Origin of the sequence: Pseudomonas sp., from assembly GCF_030696055.1 — a bacterium.
Classification (GTDB): domain Bacteria; phylum Pseudomonadota; class Gammaproteobacteria; order Pseudomonadales; family Pseudomonadaceae; genus Aquipseudomonas.
In genome coordinates this window covers 1-15,525 of the sequence record NZ_JAUYNP010000007.1, presented here as the reverse complement: position 1 = coordinate 15,525, position 15,525 = coordinate 1, and the positions used below count along the sequence as shown (strand labels likewise).

The following is a 15,525-nucleotide window of genomic DNA, read 5'->3' as shown; positions in this document are numbered from 1 at the left end:
CAGGAAAAGCCCCGAGGTTTACCCCGGGGGCCTTTCAAGCAAGCGGTTAGGGGCTATGCTCGCAGCATGACACCCTTTGACTCGCTAACCGACCTGCCCACGCAATTGCGCCACCCCCTGGTGCGCGATCTGGCCTGGGTGCTGCTGTCTCCGCCCCTGCTGAGCAGCACGCCCTGGCCGCAACGCCATCCGCTCAGTGCCAGCCGCTGGAGCCGCAACCCCGGCGCCCTGGCCGATTGGCTGCGCAACCTGGATGCCGACAGCGGCCCGCTGCAGCACTGGCTGGCGCAGAGCTCGGTACGCCGCCTGGGCCTGTACTACGAGCGGCTCTGGCAATTCGCCCTGCACGCCGCCCCCGGCGTCGAGGTGCTGGCGGCCAACCTGCCGATCCGCCAACAGGGGCACACCCTGGGCGAGTTGGACCTGCTGATGCGTGACGAACAAGGGGTGCACCACCTGGAGCTGGCGATCAAGCTCTACCTCGGCCCGGCAGATGCCAGCGGGGAAGATCCAGCCCAGTGGCTGGGCCCCGGCAGCCACGACCGCCTGGATCTGAAACTCAAACACCTGTGTCAGCACCAGCTACCGCTGTCGGCAGGCAGCCAGGCGCTCTCAATATTGGCCGAGCTGGATATTCAGCAGAGCCAGGCGGCGCTGTGGCTCGCCGGCTACCTGTTCTATCCCTGGAAGCACGGCTGCGCCGCGCCGCAAGGTGCCAACCCGGAACATTTGCGCGGGCGCTGGCTACATAGACGCGACTGGCCGGTGCTAGCCGCACAAAGCAGCGCCGCCTGCTGGCAGCCGCTGCCGCGTCAGGCCTGGCTGGCGCCTGCCCGCCTCGATCCAGCGGAATTGCGTTCAGCCGAGGAGTTCGAGCGCTGGCTGGCGGCCTTGCCGGCGCAGGCCAATGCCCAGTTGCTGGTACGCCTGACAGAAGGCCCGGAAGGCGACTGGATCGAGGCCGAGCGGGTGTTTTTGCTCAATGATGAGTGGCCCAGGCAGGCCGAGAGCTAAGAACCTGTCTCGGATCTGCTGCGCGTCGGCGATACGGCGTTAAAAACAGCCTCGGAATGCTCATTTACAACCCGTAAACTCCGCTTCCTCGGCTGTTTTTGCCTTGTCTCGCTCTAGCTCGCGAGATCAGAAACAGGTTCTAAGGGGAGACGGTCAGCGGCTACGCTCGGTCCGTCCACCGGAACGGGCCAGATAGCCGGAACCGCTTTCGCAGAGCAAGGCATCGCGCTGCACCGCGGGCAAGGCATCCACCCCATCGCGCAAGGCGTAGGCACTAAAGCCCAGCTGGGAAAGCAGGAACACCGCGCTGGCACTGCGCTTACCGCTGTCGCAATAGCACAGATAGGTGCGTTCCTTATCCAGCAGGCGAGCCTTCAAGCGCAGCAATTGCAGGGGCATATTCAAGGATTGCAGGGCATGGGCACGCTCGTATTCCGTCTGCAGGCGCACATCCAGCCACTGCGCCCCGCCGGCCAGCAGGCGTGAGGCCTCGCCCAGGGAAACCTCATCGACCACCGGCGCCTTGAGCAGGGAGAAGAAGTCCTGACGATCCAGGCGCAGCACCACGCCATCTTCCAGCATGGTCACTGTGGCATTGCGCGGGCTATCGGCGAGCAAAGCCTCCTCGCCGAAGCAAGCGCCTATGTCCAACTCGGCCAGAACCTGCTTGGCGCTGGCGGCTCCGCGAATCACTTCGGCGCGGCCGCTGTTGAGGAAGTAGCAGCAATCCCCGGCCTCGCCTTCACGCAATACCGTACTGCCAGCCGGCAATTCGATGCGTTGCAAACGTTCGAGCATGGCGCGCACATTGGAGGGCGGCACCTTGGCGAACAAAGGGTTCTCCAACAGGCGCTCCAACCACTCGATTTCGGCCTCGCCCTGGCCCAGCTCGAGCAGCAAATCCTGGTAGGCCAGGCGCCAGGTCAGCAGCCGGTTCAGGGTTGCGCTGTCCAACGCCAGCACACTGGCATCGGTCATGGCACGCACCTCATGCAAGCGCGGCAGACTCGGCGACAGGGTATGACAGCTGGCCTCGCTGCCAGCCTGCAAGCGCTGCTGCTGGCCATCGGCAGACTGCAGCAGCAACTCGCCGGCCAGCAGGTAATAGGTCACGCGCGCCTGATCCCCCAGACGAAACAGCAATTGCCCAGCCAACAGCGGCTGCGGGATCAATTGGCTGCGCAACTCGCGCCACTGCTGTTCGGACAGCACATTGAGCGGCGTCAGGCTGCGCAACTGTTCGGGATTGAGGGGTTCGCTCATGAAAATATTCAGGCTCCGCTGGTCAAGAGTCAGTGTAGCCGGCTGGCTGGGCCGAACAGGCCTGCTGGTAGCGCGACAATGCCGCTTGGCGTCCTTGCAGCCCACCCGTGTGAACAAATAGCAGGCGGCTGCCGCGAGCAAAGTAACCGGCCTCGACCTGCCGGCGCAACGCCATTAATGCTTTAGCGCTATACACAGGCTCCAGAGGCAAACCGCTGGCGGCTTCACTGGCGCGCATAAAGTCGATTAGCTCGGCGTCGGCCTTGGCAAAGCCAGCACGGCTGGCATCCAGCAACTGATAGCCGCTATCGGGCCTGCCGGCCGCATGCAAAATCGCCTGTACCTGCTGCTGTACTCCGTGATTGGCCGGCACCGCCAGCGCCCCATAGACCGGGTGCTCGCCCGCCTCGGCCAAGAGCAAACCGGCCAAGGTGGTACCGGTCCCCGCAGCCAACCACCAGCCGTCATAGTCTGCCCACCCCAGACTGGCCAGCTGCTGGCGCGCCTGGGTGAGCAACGCCGCGCAGCCCTGGGCGCCCGGCAAACCGCCGCCACCTTCCGGCACTGGATAAAAATCCGGATAACGCTCATGCCACTGTTCCCAGAAGCCCGGCTGATGGCGCGTACGATAACCGCCATAACCCAGCCAGTGCAGCTGCATGCCGCACGCTTGCAGATCGGCGATGGTCGGTGTGTCCTGCGGCTCGCCACGCAGCAGCCCCACGGTGGCGAAGTTGAAACGCCGCCCAGCGGCGGCCAACGCATGCAGATGATTGGAATGGGCGCCACCCAGGCTGATCAGGCCCTCGGCCCCCACAGCAGCGGCCGACAGCAGGTGATGCGCAAGCTTGAACCACTTGTTGCCGCTGATCAGCGGATCGATCAGATCCAGACGCAGCACGGCCAGCTCGACAGCGGCCGCGCTCGACCAGTCGAAACTCAGCGGCTGCAGCGGCGCGCTAGGCGTCCAGGCGGGGAAAACTACGGCCAAGGTTAACTGACGGTACGCATACGACTGCTGGTCTTATGCCGCGCGCAGCAGTTGGAGTCACCCAGGGTGAAACGGCTTGGGGTATCCACCCGGTCAATCGGGATGGCGCAGCGCTCGCCGCTGGGCAACAGGGCCTCACAACTCGGCTGTTGATAGTGGGCCAACCAGTGACGGTATTGCTCCTCGGTGACGAAGCACTTGCTAGCCGCATAGGCCAGCGGGTTGTCTTGATAAGCCGAGATGTCCTGCAGCGGGATGGTCAGATGCCCGGCCCCCGGGTGATACACCACGAACACCACACCGAGCTTGGCCAGACGCTCCAGAATCTGGTCGCCGCCCTGACTGGCCAGCTCGGTATAGGCGCGCTTGAGCCGGGTGATTTCCTGCAGGGACTGGGTGTCCTGCTCGTTGCGATAGGCCAACTCAACGTCACGGATGGCAATCTGCTCTTTGAACTCTACCACCGCCGAGGCGATCTTGGCCTGCATCTCGCTCTCGAACTGGGCGCGCAAGACATCGCCCTCACTGCGACCATGGTGCTCCAGGGCGTGCAGTTGCTCGGTCATTTCCTCGCGGGAGGATTGGAAACTGGCGGCCTGTACGGCCAACTGCGCCTTGAGGCTGGCATTCAGCTCTTCCTGCTGGCGCAACGCCTGTTGCTGGCCTTGCATCTCGGCTTGCAGAGCCTGGTAGCGCTCTTGGCTGGCCAGCTTGAATTTGGCCAACTCTTCTTCGTGTTGCTGGCTCAGGCTGCTGATCCGCAGACGCTGCTGCTTGATCATCTGCGCGGCCTTTTGCCGCTGCTCCTGATCGAGCTTGTCCTTGGGCTTGGCTATCTCTTCCAGGGCATAGTCGGGCGCATACCACTTGTCTTCCGCGGCCATTTGCAGACGCTCGGTGGCCACCGCCTGAGCATTGTCCTCCTCGATCAGCAGGCCCAGATTGTTACGCTTGACCGCGTCGCGCAGCAACACCAGGTCATTCTGCCCTGGGCTCAGGCTAGGGTCCCACAGGTGCATCTGGTGCCAGGACACCGGGCACTGGCTGCGGCAAGCCAGGCGGATAGGCCCGGCGCCCAGATCGGGGCCACGCCCGGAGCGTTCGGCCAGGTGCTGCAGGGGAATATTCCAGCCGGAATCCGGCGCACCATTTTCGTCGAAATCCAGATAGAAGAACACCGCGGCTTTGATCAGCAGGCGCGGGTTGATAGTGACATAGGCGACGCGCATCTGCTGCTCGGCAAACTCCGGCATGTTGACCACGCCGTCGAGCAGAGCCTCGAACTCAGACAAGAACATTTGCTTGCAGATGCCGCCGCGCTCACTGAAGAACATCACGGCCTCAACCATCTTCGGCTTGTTCTGCATGCTCATCGGTTTCCCTCTAGGGCCGAAACGGGACAATCCGCTCAACAGATAACAACTTTCAGCGCAGCAGCACCCAGGTGGCATGCGCAAGAAAGACGACCAATAGTCTGACAAGTTAGATGCGGCCTGTAACCCAGGCGCAACAACCCTGTTTAGGCAAGTCTAGGGGAAAAACCGCAGCCGGCAATGTGACTGGGTTGGCAGTCGCCCTGCCGCCGGGCCGAGAAAAGCCGGCAGCAGGCCAAAACTGTGATGGGATTGGTGCTTAGTTCTGTGCAGCAGCCAGATAGGGCGCCAAACGCCGGCCCATCTCCTCACCGAGGGCCTGCAGACCACTCATCGGACGGACCATCACTTCGAACTCGACTATTTTGCCGGCCTCGTCGAAGCGGATCATGTCGATGCCCTTGAGCTCGCGCTCGTCGACCTTGGCACTGAATTCCAGCACCAGGTTAAGACCGTCCGCGCTAACCAGCTGCCGGTGGTAGACGAAATCCTCGAACACCTGGCTCACGGTATTCAGAATCAGCGACACCATGGGCGCGCCGGCATAGGGTTTGTGCGCCATGGGCGAGCGAAATACCGCCTGCGGATGCAGCAGCTCGGGCAGCTGGCGCAAGTCATTGTTCTGCATCAGGCCATGCCACTGCGCGAGCGTGGCGGCCGCTGCTGGTTGGAGTTGGGTACTGCTGGACATGAGCTTCTCCTTGTTATTGTGAGCCACATGCAAAACGCCCCGCACTAGGCGGGGCGTCGGTTGCTTAGAGCTCGGCGGCTAGGCGCGAGCCCTGGTTGATCGCACGCTTGGCGTCCAGTTCGGCCGCCACATCGGCGCCACCGATCAGGTGCACGTTCTGCCCGGCGGCGATCAGGCCCTCCTGCAGCTCGCGCAGCGGGTCCTGGCCGGCGCAGATGATCACTGTGTCCACCGGCAGCACCTGCGGCTCACCTTCGCCAATGCGGATATGCAGGCCGGCGTCGTCGACCTTGAGGTACTCGACCGAGTTGAGCATCTGCACGTTCTTGTTCTTCAAGCCGGTGCGATGGATCCAGCCGGTGGTCTTGCCCAGGCCGTCGCCGACCTTGGACTTCTTGCGTTGCAACAGGAACACCTGGCGCGCCTCGGGGTGTACCTCGGCCTTGATCCCGGCGACACCGCCGCGGGCCTCCAGGTCGGTATCGATGCCCCACTCCTTCCAGAACGCCTCGCGGTTGAGGCTGATGGATTCGCCCTGGTGGATGACGAACTCGGACACATCGAAGCCGATACCGCCGGCACCTATCACCGCCACGGCCTGGCCGACCGGCTTGCGCTGCAGGATGGCGTCCAGATAGCTGATCACCTTGGCGTGCTCGATGCCCGGGATGGCCGGGGTGCGCGGCGCGATACCGGTGGCCAGAATGATTTCATCGAAGCCGCCCTGAGCCAGCTCGGAAGCCGAGACGCGGGTATTCAGGCGCAGGTCGACACCGGTGGTTTCCAGCTTGCGCTTGAAGTAGCGCAGGGTCTCGAAGAACTCTTCCTTGCCCGGCACACGCTTGGCCACGTTGAACTGACCACCGATTTCGCTGGCCGAGTCGAACAGGGTCACGCTATGGCCACGTTCGGCAGCGACCGTAGCGGCGGACAGCCCGGCCGGGCCGGCACCGACCACGGCGATCTTCTTCACCTGCACGGTGGGGATATAGTTCAGCTCGGTTTCGTGGCAGGCGCGCGGGTTGACCAGGCAGCTGGTCAGCTTGCCGCCGAAGGTGTGGTCCAGGCAGGCCTGATTGCAGCCAATGCAGGTGTTGATCTCGTCACTACGGCCGGCGGCGGCCTTGTTGACGAAGTCCGGGTCGGCGAGGAACGGCCGGGCCATGGAGACCATATCGGCGTCGCCCTCGGCCAGCACCTGCTCGGCAATCTCCGGGGTGTTGATGCGATTGGTGGTGATCAGCGGAATAGCCACCTCGCCACGCAGCTTGGCGGTGACCTTGGTGAAGGCCGCGCGCGGCACCTTGGTGGCGATGGTCGGGATACGCGCTTCGTGCCAGCCGATACCTGTGTTGATCAGGGTGGCGCCGGCCTGCTCGATGGCCTTGGCCAACAGCACTATCTCGTCCCAGGTGCTGCCGCCCTCGACCAGGTCGAGCATCGACAGGCGGTAAATGATGATGAAGTTCGGCCCCACAGCCTCACGCACGCGGCGGACGATTTCCACCGGCAGGCGCATACGGTTCTCATAGCTGCCGCCCCAGCGGTCGGTGCGGTGGTTGGTATGGGCGACCAGGAACTGGTTGATGAAGTAACCTTCCGAACCCATGATCTCAACGCCGTCGTATTCGGCCTGCTGGGCCAGCACAGAGCAGTTGATAAAGTCCTGGATCTGCTTCTCGATGCCGTCCTCGTCCAGCTCACGCGGCTTGAACGGATTGATCGGCGCCTGGATCGCGCTCGGCGCCACCGATTTCGGGCTGTAGGCATAGCGGCCGGCATGCAGGATCTGCATGCAGATCTTGCCGCCCGCCTCGTGCACGGCCTGGGTGACTATCTTGTGCTTCTCGGCTTCCTCGACGGTGGTCAGCTTGGCCGCACCGGAGTACACGCCGCCCTCCTCGTTCGGACCGATACCGCCGGTCACCATCAGGCCAACACCGCCACGGGCACGCTCGGCGAAATAGGCCGCCATGCGCTCGAAGCCGTTCGCCTTTTCTTCCAGGCCGGTGTGCATGGAACCCATCAGGGTGCGGTTCTTCAGGGTGGTGAAACCCAGATCCAGAGGGGCGAGCAGGTGCGGGTAGTGAGCAGTCATGGAGTTCTCCACATCGGGCATGGGCATTTCACGGAGCGCCGCAGCCTCTAACGGGCTGCAGTCGATATGGGTGAGACGATAAAGAGCCAGCCCGAATGGCTCAATGACTTAAAATGACAACTTATTGATCGAATCGTACAGCGCAGCTTGGCAAGCCCGAGGCGCTCCCCTACCCTGACGCCATGACTTCACCGCGCAGCAAATCCATGCCCAGACCTCTGCACTTCGGCAACGCCCCGAGTCGGCTCAGCAGCCGGAATCGCGCTGGCTACAGGACAAAACAACGGCCAAGCCCTGGCAGGCTGCACCAGTGAAAGGCTCGAGGATCCGGCTGGGCGATCTGGCGGTGGGCTTTGTCGAGAGCCTGGCCGCCGCCATGCGCAGCCTGGGACAGGACCCACAGCCCCTGTTCGACAGCTACGGCCTCGACCCGGCGCGCCTGGGCGAACCCCACGCACGCCTGTCGATCCCGCGTTATATGCGCCTGGGCCATGCCGCCATCCAGCAAAGCGGCGAAGCAGGTATTGGCCTGCAGATGGGGCGCTGCAGCCGTTTAAGCCAGCTCGGCCTGGCTGGCGTCACCGCAGCCCAGGCCCCGACCGTACGCGAAGCCGCCCGCGCCCTGATACGTTTCGAGCCGCTGTATGCCGCCAACTACCGCGGCCAGTCGAGCCTGCACGAAGACGCCCAGGGCGCCTGGCTGCGCTTCTACTCGATCAGCCCCTACAACGACTACAACCGCTTCGTGATCGACTCGGTGTTGGCCAGCTGGGCGCAGCAACTGAGCAAGCTGGCGCAGCAGCCGCTGCCCGTGGAGAAAGTGCAGATCGAGTTCCCGGCGCCCGCCTACGCCGCGCAATACGGCGAATTGTTTGCCTGCCCGGTGGAGTTCGCCAGCGAACACAACCAGCTGCGCCTCAACCAGAGCAGCCTGAATATGCGCAACCCGGAGCACTGCCCGAGCACCTGGAAACAGCTGCTGGAAATCTGCGAGCGCGAGTTGGAGCAGCTGACCCGCACCCGCAGCCTGCGCGAGCGCATCACCCAGCTGCTGGGGCCCTTGCTGCATGGACGTGAGCCGGATCTGGCAGAGGTGGCCGCGCGCCTGCAGCTGCCGGCCTGGACGCTGCGACGCAAGCTGGCCGAAGAAGGCACGCAGTTTCGCGCCATCCTCAATGACACCCGCCGCGACCTGGCCATGGCCTATATCCGCGACACCGAACTGGCCTTTGGCGAGATCGCCTACCTGCTCGGCTTTGCCTCGGCCGAAGCCTTTCAGCGCGCGTTCAAGCGCTGGAATCAGCAAACCCCAGGGGAATACCGGCGCGAGCAGCGGCGGGCAGAATAGTTTTCGGCAGGTGGTTAGAGCTCGGTGGCGTCTTCCGCCAGCTCCACCCCGTCATCTTCCAGAGCCTGCAGCTCCAGCAGTTCTTCTTGGTAATCGTCCATAGCACCATCCTCCCGTTTGTCGTCACGCTCCTCAATTAAGTAACAAGGAGCATGTCAAACAAACTAAAAGATGCAGATGAACGCAAGATGACAGTTTGTCGTGCGCAATAAAAAATCGCCTGGAGCGATTTTTAACGTCGCACAGCGACGGCCCGCAGGGTGGCCTCCAGGGATGGCAGGCAATAAAAAACCCTCAGGCATCGCTACCTGAGGGTTTCGTATATGGCGCAGCGGACGGGACTCGAACCCGCGACCCCCGGCGTGACAGGCCGGTATTCTAACCGACTGAACTACCGCTGCGTGTCGGTGGACTTACGTCCATGGAACTCTTGCTTCATCTGATAGAGCGCTCTTGGAGCTTTCTATCTCATACCGAACAAACTCGGCATGGAAAATATGGCGCAGCGGACGGGACTCGAACCCGCGACCCCCGGCGTGACAGGCCGGTATTCTAACCGACTGAACTACCGCTGCGCGTCGGTGGACTTGCGTCCGGTTTCACAAGAGTGGTGGGTGATGACGGGATCGAACCGCCGACCCTCTGCTTGTAAGGCAGATGCTCTCCCAGCTGAGCTAATCACCCGCTGCTTGCGAGGCGCGAAATTTACGCAAGGACCGCAGCTAAGTCAATACTCTGCTTCAAGTTTTTCTAAAAAAGTGAAAAATCGTCGCCGCCCTCCGTTGCCCATCCGCAGCCTCCTGCGCCCTTAAGCAAGCTGGCGCTCCGCTTACTGGCTAACCCGCAGGCTCAGGCGCGCGGCCACCTTGTTGGCCTCGGCGCGATCCAGCCCCGCTTCGGCAATCTGCACGCCCTGCTCTTGCAAGGCGCCGAACCAGCGTATCAGCTGGGCAAAAGGCGCTGGCTGCACACTGACCTGCAGGGCACCCTCGCCGCCGCTATCCAAACGCTCGATGGTCAAGCCCTGGGCGCTGGCACTGGCGGTTACCAGGCCCTGCAAGCCCGCCGGATCGACACTGACTTGCGGCTGGCTCGCCAGGTTGCGCGCCTGCGGAGCCTGGCTATGCAGATAGGCATTCAGTTCGCGCTGCGTCTCGAAGGCACTGCGCGCGGCCGCCAGGCGCTGCTGGGCCGGCTGCCAGAGCGCCAGATACAGCAGCACCAGCAAGAGAAACGCCGCCAGACTGGCCAGCGACAGCTGCTCACGGGGCGCCAGGGCGCGCCAGCGCTGCACCAGCTGGGAATTGTCCAGCTGCGCGGAAAAACCTTTATTGATCTCACCCATACTCATCCCCCGATCACCACGCGTGCACTGACCCCAGTCTCTTCCCGGCTGGCCGAACCCAATTGCACGGCCAAGCCGCTTTGCTGCAGGCGCTCGCGCAGCTGTTCCAGCTCGGCAAATCCGGCCGCCTGCACCTGCATGGCCAGATCGCCGCGGCTCTCGCTGAAGTCCACCTGGCGGATTTGCACCTGCGCGCCCCCGGCGCCCAAGGCCTGGCTGACCTGCGCCAGCATACCCAGCAAGTGCGCCTGGCCACTGCCGGCGCCGGCGCTGAGATGCTGATCAAACTGCACGCGCAGGTTGACCAGCTTGCTGTCTTGCGGGAACAACTGCCGATAGAGCGCCGCACTGGCGGCGGCATAGTTGTCGGCCTGGCGCTGCAAGTGCCAGCCCTGGGCCAGATTAAAGCCCCATTGCAACAGCAGCCACAGGCCGACCAGCCCCAGCACGGGACGCCAACGCTGCCACTGGCCGCTGCTCTGCTGCGCGGCAAATTCGCCCTGGGCCAGGTTAGTGCTGACGCCTTGCTGCGCTAGCCAGACAAAGGGCTCGGCAATCTCCGCTTGCTCATCCACGGGCTGCGGGGCGTCTTGCCCGGCGCCGCAGCAGGCCGTGTGCGGCTGCGCGCAGAGCGGCGCCAATGCCGGCCAGTCGCTGCTCGTCAGCGCCATGCGGGCGACATTTTCGCCGCCCAGCAACCAGCGCCCCTGCAACTCCAGCAACTGGGTGCCAACTGCCGGCAACAGGTCGGCATCCACGGCAATGATCTGCGGCGGCGTGCTGCACAGCGCCAACCAAGCGGCCAACCAAGTGCGGCGCACGGCAAACACCCGGTGCCGGCCATCGGCCAGGGGTTCGCCCAGGGCCAGGTGCATCAGCTCGACGTCTTCGGCCAGCAGCTCCTCCACGGCGAATGGCAGGGCCTGGCGCAACCAGCGCGCCTTGCGGGTCGGTAGAGTGACCGCGCAGGCGGTGACCGCCTCGACCGGCAACACCAGGGTCCAACTGCCCTGCAGCTGCGCCTGGGCCTCGGCGAACGGCAGGCTCTCGCTGCGCCCCGCCACGACCTGCTGCACCGACAGATCGGCCCGCGCCCCCGCACAAGCCGCGGGCGGTAGAAATACATAGGACTGACTCATGGCTCGACTTCCTCGACGGGAGCCGGCGGCATACCGCTGCCCCCCAGATCACGGGCTAGAACATACAGCTTGCCATCGCTGGCTCGCTGCAGGGTGCTGCGTAAAACCTGACGGCGATCACCCACATTCACTTCGCTGATCACCTGAAAATACTGGCTGCCGACGGCCAAGCCCTGACTCTGCGGCGTAAGCCCGCCGAGCTGCGCAATAAAGCTAGGCAGATCGCTATAGCCCTGGGCCCCGCGCGCCGCCACCAGGCCCTGGGCCGTGCTCAGCGACAAACCGTCGGCCAGGCTGGCCAAGACCCGCGCGCTGGCGGTGTTGACGTTCAGGGTCGCATCCGCCGGCAAGGCGCTGACAAAGGGCAGCAGGCGCTGATAGTCGGCCTCGCTCATCTCCAGCAGCAGACGCAACTCCGAGACATCGGCCAGCAGGCGATTGGCCGCGCGATAGGGCGGCTGCAGCAGCAGATACTGGTTGTCCTCGGCGCCATAGCCGCCCGTCGCCTCCTGATCGGCATCCAACCAGTCGAGCAGGCGATCGGCATAGGGCGTCTCGATCTGCAGCCCCAGCAACAGACGCCGAAATTGCGCCACGGCGGCCTCGATGGGCTGGTTCTGGCGCAGCAGGCTGTTGAGGTTGAAGCGCCCGGTGAGGTCGATGATCTGTACCCGCAACTCGCCCCCTTCATCCAGGGCAAAGGGGGCCAGCGGCTTGGCCCAGGCCTCGGCCAGATGGTCCACCGGCGCGCGCGGATCGCCTTGGCGCAGATCGCGCTGCAGCAGCGCCTTGGCCAGGGTTTCGCCGCCCAGGGCGTAATGCCAGGCCTGGCGCACATGCAGTTGGTTGGCGCTGCTGCGGATCGACAGTTGCTGGCGGGCGATGATCCCGGCGCTCACCACCGTGACCACAGCCACCACCAGCAATACGGTGATCAAGGCCATGCCGCGCTGCGCCCTCATGGCTGCGGCTCCGTTTCTGGCTCTGGCTCTGCGGGGTTCTCAGGGTTCTGCGGCGCCTGCTGCAGGTGTTCGGGCAAGACATCCGGCAGGCGCAGCAGGCGGCGCAACTCGCCATAACGGCGATGCTGCATGACCAGTTCGATGGCCTGGGGCAGCACGACCAGGGCCTCTTCGCTTTTGCTTTGCTCGGGCGGCCAGGCGTCATGCCAGACGCCCTTGCCATCCTGATAGCGCAACTGCAGCCCGGTCACCCCATCCAGGGCCTGCTGCACCTGGGGCTGGCTGTCCTGGGCCTGATCCAGCACCGTCCAATACTGGCGTTGCCACTGCTCGCCGCTACGCTGCCAGCGCACCCGCTGCAGCGAGGCGCGGGTCTGCGCCAGGGGGTTGCGCCAGCCGCTGCGGGTCAGCTCCAAGGCATCGCTATCGCCATCTTCACCGAACAGGGCGGCGCGCGGCTCGCCGAAACCATCCCGCGCCGGCCTCGGCAGCACCTGCAGCAGATCGCGCTCGAAGGCCGCCATGGCCCGCACCAGTTCGCGCAACTGCGCCTCGTGGGCGCGGGTGATCTTGTCGGTTTGCAACACGCTGTCGAGCATGCGGTAGGTGCCCAGGCCCAGCAGGGCAAAGATCGCGATGGCGATCAGCAATTCGAGCAAGGTAAAGCCACGGGCCGCTCTCATCGCGTCTCACCGAGAAAACCATTGAGGCTGACCAGCGCGCGCTCGCGCACCTCGCCACCCAGGCCGTCCTCGGCGCGCGGCGCCACCCAGAGGCTGACCCGGCGCATGGCCGGTTCGCTGGTCGCCTTGATTTCGCTCTGCCACTGCCAGCGCCGCCCGGCGAATTCCAGCTCGCCCTGGTCACGACCATCGGCCACCGGCTCTGGCGCCAGTTGCAGCTCGGTCAGCTGGTTGTCGGCGATCCACATCGCCAGGGTCTTGTCTTCCAGGCGCGAGGCGGTCTGCAGGCTGCGGGCGGTGGCGGTCAGGACGCTAGCGGCGACCATGGCGAAAATCGCCAGGGCGACCAACACCTCGAGTAAGGTAAAACCGCCAGCGCGCCTCATCCGGCGCGCCCTGCCGGCTGCTCGACCTCGACCTTGGGCAAGCCGAAGCCGTCGCTGGCCAGCAGCAGACGCAGACCGTCGGCGCCGCGCTCCGCCAGGCGCAGACGAAACGGACTGATCTCGCCGCTGGACAGCAACAACAGCTGCGGCACCAGCGTCTTGCTGCCCTCCTCCTGCTCCGCGGGCATGGGCAACTCCAGGGCCGCGCCTTCCAACTCGACGCTCAGCTCGGCCCAAACGGGTAGCACATGGGGTTTGCCGGGCAGCGCCTGCCAGCTCAGGCTTGCCGGCTGGTAACGCAGCACCTGGTAGCTGTCGCGACTGAGTAGCAAGCCATATTCCTGATTGTCCAGCACCGCCTCCTCGGCCAACACGCCAATCAGGCCGGCCAGGCGCTCGGCCTCGTTATGCAGCTCCCGGCTCGGCCCGGCGATGCCCACGCTGAGCACCGCCACGCCGATCAGGCAGCCGAGGATCACCAGCACCACCAGCAACTCGATCAGGGTAAAAGCCTTGGCCGCAAGGGCTCCTGGCGGCCTGGCGGCAGCGCGGCGAGTGACTGGCATGGCTCAGCAAGGCCTCATCAGAGGTCCCAGTTACCGATATCGGCATCGTGCTCGGCGCCGCCTTCCTTGCCGTCGGCGCCAAGCGAATAGAGGTCGAACGCACCTTTGCTGCCAGGCGCCAGGTACTGATAGGCATTGCCCCAGGGGTCCACCGGCGCGCGCTTGAGGTAGCCATCGCGGTTCCAGTTCTTCGGCTGCGGGTTGCCCGAGGGTTTCTTCACCAGCGCTTCCAAGCCCTGCTGGGTGCTCGGGTAGGCGTGGTTATCCAGCTTGTACATATCCAGCGCGGCGGCCACCGCCTTGATATCGCCCTGGGCCACCGTGACCTTGGCCTGGTCCGGTCGGCTCATCACTTGCGGCACCACTAACGCGGCGAGAATGCCCAGGATCACCACCACCACCATGATTTCGATCAGGGTAAAACCCTTTTGCCCCTTGTTCACTTTCACCGTTTACCCCACCAACTGATTAAGAGACAGAATCGGCAGCAGGATGGCCAAGACTATGACCAACACCACCGCCCCCATAAATACCAACATAAAGGGCTCGAACAACCCCACCAAGAGAGACACCTGGGCGCCCAGATCGTTTTCTTGGTTGCGCGCGGTGCGCGCCAGCATCTGATCCAGCTCGCCGGAGCGTTCACCGCTGGCGATCATATGCAGCATCATTGGCGGGAACTGGCCGCTGGCTTCCAGGGCCCGGGTCAGGCTGCCGCCTTCACGGACCTTCTGCGCGGCTATCACCACATCGGCGCGGATCACCCGGTTGGCGATCACCTCGGCGCCTATGCCCAGGGCTTCGACCAGGGGCACGCCGCTGCGGGTGAGAATCGCCAGGGTCGAGGCGAAGCGCGCGCAGTCGGTGGCGCGGATCAGGCGCCCGACTAGGGGCACGCGCAATAGCACGCCATGCCAGCGCGCCTTGACCGCCTCATCGCGCAGCGCCCAGCGCAGGGCGAACACGCCCAGTATCGCCACAATCACCGCCAACCAGCCCCAGGCCTTGACCCAATCGCTCAGACCGATCAGACCGCGGGTCAGCGCCGGCAGGGTCTGCCCGGAGTCGACGAACACCCGCACCACGTCCGGCACCACATAGCCGAGCAGAAAGCCGACTATCAGCAAGGAGGCGCACATCAGGATCAGCGGATAGAGCAGCGCCAGCTGGATCTTCTGCCGCGACTGCTGGCGTTGTTCGGTGTAATCGGCCAACTGTTCCAGCACCGGGCCCAGGTGGCCGGCGTGCTCGCCCGCCGCCACCGTGGCGCGGTACAGCTCGGGAAAGGCCGAGGGGAATTCTTTCAGGCTGCCGGCCAGGTCATGGCCTTCCAGCACCCGCGCACGCACCGCCAGCAACATGCTCTGCACCCGCGGCGAACGGGCCTGGGCCGCTGCCGCGCGCAGGGCTTCCTCGATCGGCAACGCGGCCTGGATCAGGGTCGCCAGCTGGCGCGTAAGCAGCGCCAGATCGCTCGCCGAGAGCCCGCGGGTAAAGCTGAAATGCCCACCGGCACTGGCGTTCTCGCGGGTGCGGGTGGCCTTGACGTCCAGCGGTGCGAGCTGCCGATCGCGCAGTATCTGCCGTACCTGGCGCGCGCTGTCGGCCTCCAGCACGCCCTTCTGCTGGCGTCCCTTATTGTCCAGGGCGAGGTATTCGAAGGCGG

At 64.6% G+C, this 15,525-nt stretch carries 15 protein-coding genes and 3 tRNA genes; 2 read left to right on the top strand and 16 right to left on the bottom strand.

The features are described 5' to 3' along the window. Positions 1-66: 66 nt before the first annotated feature. Positions 67-1,014, top strand: a complete 948-nt coding sequence (locus Q8Q83_RS00385) for a DUF1853 family protein (protein WP_305620142.1) — start codon at positions 67-69, stop codon at positions 1,012-1,014. Between the two features lie 153 nt (positions 1,015-1,167). Here the strand turns inward: Q8Q83_RS00385 and Q8Q83_RS00380 are convergent, their stop codons facing one another. The 5 genes from Q8Q83_RS00380 to Q8Q83_RS00360 all read right to left on the bottom strand — a co-directional run bounded on the left by Q8Q83_RS00380 (position 1,168) and on the right by Q8Q83_RS00360 (position 7,430). Beyond that, positions 1,168-2,277, bottom strand: a complete 1,110-nt coding sequence (locus Q8Q83_RS00380; protein WP_305620141.1) for a cyclic nucleotide-binding domain-containing protein — start codon at positions 2,275-2,277, stop codon at positions 1,168-1,170. A gap of 22 nt (positions 2,278-2,299) precedes the next feature. Then, positions 2,300-3,268, bottom strand: coding sequence for a 1-aminocyclopropane-1-carboxylate deaminase/D-cysteine desulfhydrase (locus tag Q8Q83_RS00375; protein WP_305620139.1), 969 nt, complete (start codon positions 3,266-3,268; stop codon positions 2,300-2,302). A 2-nt stretch (positions 3,269-3,270) separates the two neighbouring features. Continuing rightward, positions 3,271-4,641 (bottom strand): chromosome partitioning protein ParA, encoded by a 1,371-nt coding sequence (locus Q8Q83_RS00370; RefSeq protein ID WP_305620138.1) that lies wholly within the window; start codon positions 4,639-4,641, stop codon positions 3,271-3,273. Between the two features lie 259 nt (positions 4,642-4,900). Then, complete coding sequence (locus Q8Q83_RS00365; protein WP_305620136.1) at positions 4,901-5,332, bottom strand: nuclear transport factor 2 family protein; 432 nt, start codon at positions 5,330-5,332, stop codon at positions 4,901-4,903. A gap of 64 nt (positions 5,333-5,396) precedes the next feature. Beyond that, entirely contained in the window at positions 5,397-7,430 is a 2,034-nt protein-coding gene (locus tag Q8Q83_RS00360) for an NADPH-dependent 2,4-dienoyl-CoA reductase (RefSeq protein ID WP_305620135.1), read from the bottom strand. A gap of 310 nt (positions 7,431-7,740) precedes the next feature. Here Q8Q83_RS00360 and Q8Q83_RS00355 point away from each other — a divergent pair, with 310 nt between their 5' ends. Beyond that, the gene (locus Q8Q83_RS00355) at positions 7,741-8,778 is read left to right on the top strand and encodes an AraC family transcriptional regulator (RefSeq protein ID WP_305620134.1); all 1,038 of its coding nucleotides are present in this window, start codon (positions 7,741-7,743) and stop codon (positions 8,776-8,778) included. 324 nt (positions 8,779-9,102) lie between these two features. Here the strand turns inward: Q8Q83_RS00355 and Q8Q83_RS00350 are convergent. The 11 genes from Q8Q83_RS00350 to gspF all read right to left on the bottom strand — a co-directional run. Beyond that, positions 9,103-9,179: transfer RNA gene (locus Q8Q83_RS00350), tRNA-Asp, on the bottom strand. 97 nt (positions 9,180-9,276) lie between these two features. Then, a tRNA-Asp gene (locus tag Q8Q83_RS00345) sits at positions 9,277-9,353 on the bottom strand. A gap of 33 nt (positions 9,354-9,386) precedes the next feature. Then, positions 9,387-9,462 (bottom strand) — tRNA-Val (locus Q8Q83_RS00340). Between the two features lie 145 nt (positions 9,463-9,607). Continuing rightward, the gene (locus tag Q8Q83_RS00335; protein WP_305620132.1) at positions 9,608-10,129 is read right to left on the bottom strand and encodes a type II secretion system protein M; all 522 of its coding nucleotides are present in this window, start codon (positions 10,127-10,129) and stop codon (positions 9,608-9,610) included. Further along, a complete protein-coding gene (gspL, locus tag Q8Q83_RS00330; protein WP_305620130.1) occupies positions 10,126-11,262 on the bottom strand; it encodes a type II secretion system protein GspL in 1,137 nt (378 codons plus the stop codon). The genes Q8Q83_RS00335 and gspL overlap by 4 nt, the downstream gene beginning before the upstream one ends. Then, positions 11,259-12,224, bottom strand: coding sequence for a type II secretion system minor pseudopilin GspK (gene gspK / locus Q8Q83_RS00325; protein ID WP_305620128.1), 966 nt, complete (start codon positions 12,222-12,224; stop codon positions 11,259-11,261). The genes gspL and gspK overlap by 4 nt, the downstream gene beginning before the upstream one ends. Then, a complete protein-coding gene (gene gspJ / locus Q8Q83_RS00320; RefSeq protein ID WP_305620126.1) occupies positions 12,221-12,907 on the bottom strand; it encodes a type II secretion system minor pseudopilin GspJ in 687 nt (228 codons plus the stop codon). Before gspJ ends, gspK begins: the two co-directional genes overlap by 4 nt. Beyond that, positions 12,904-13,293 carry a type II secretion system minor pseudopilin GspI gene (gene gspI, locus Q8Q83_RS00315; RefSeq protein ID WP_305620124.1) on the bottom strand — a complete coding sequence of 130 codons (390 nt, stop codon included), beginning with the start codon at positions 13,291-13,293 and terminating at the stop codon, positions 12,904-12,906. Before gspI ends, gspJ begins: the two co-directional genes overlap by 4 nt. Continuing rightward, positions 13,290-13,859 (bottom strand): type II secretion system minor pseudopilin GspH, encoded by a 570-nt coding sequence (gspH, locus tag Q8Q83_RS00310; RefSeq protein ID WP_305620122.1) that lies wholly within the window; start codon positions 13,857-13,859, stop codon positions 13,290-13,292. Before gspH ends, gspI begins: the two co-directional genes overlap by 4 nt. A gap of 17 nt (positions 13,860-13,876) precedes the next feature. Next, entirely contained in the window at positions 13,877-14,308 is a 432-nt protein-coding gene (gene gspG / locus Q8Q83_RS00305) for a type II secretion system major pseudopilin GspG (RefSeq protein ID WP_305620121.1), read from the bottom strand. Positions 14,309-14,311: 3 nt separating this feature from the next. After that, positions 14,312-15,525: type II secretion system inner membrane protein GspF (gene gspF / locus Q8Q83_RS00300; protein WP_305620119.1), on the bottom strand; the 1,214-nt coding region annotated here is incomplete at its 5' end.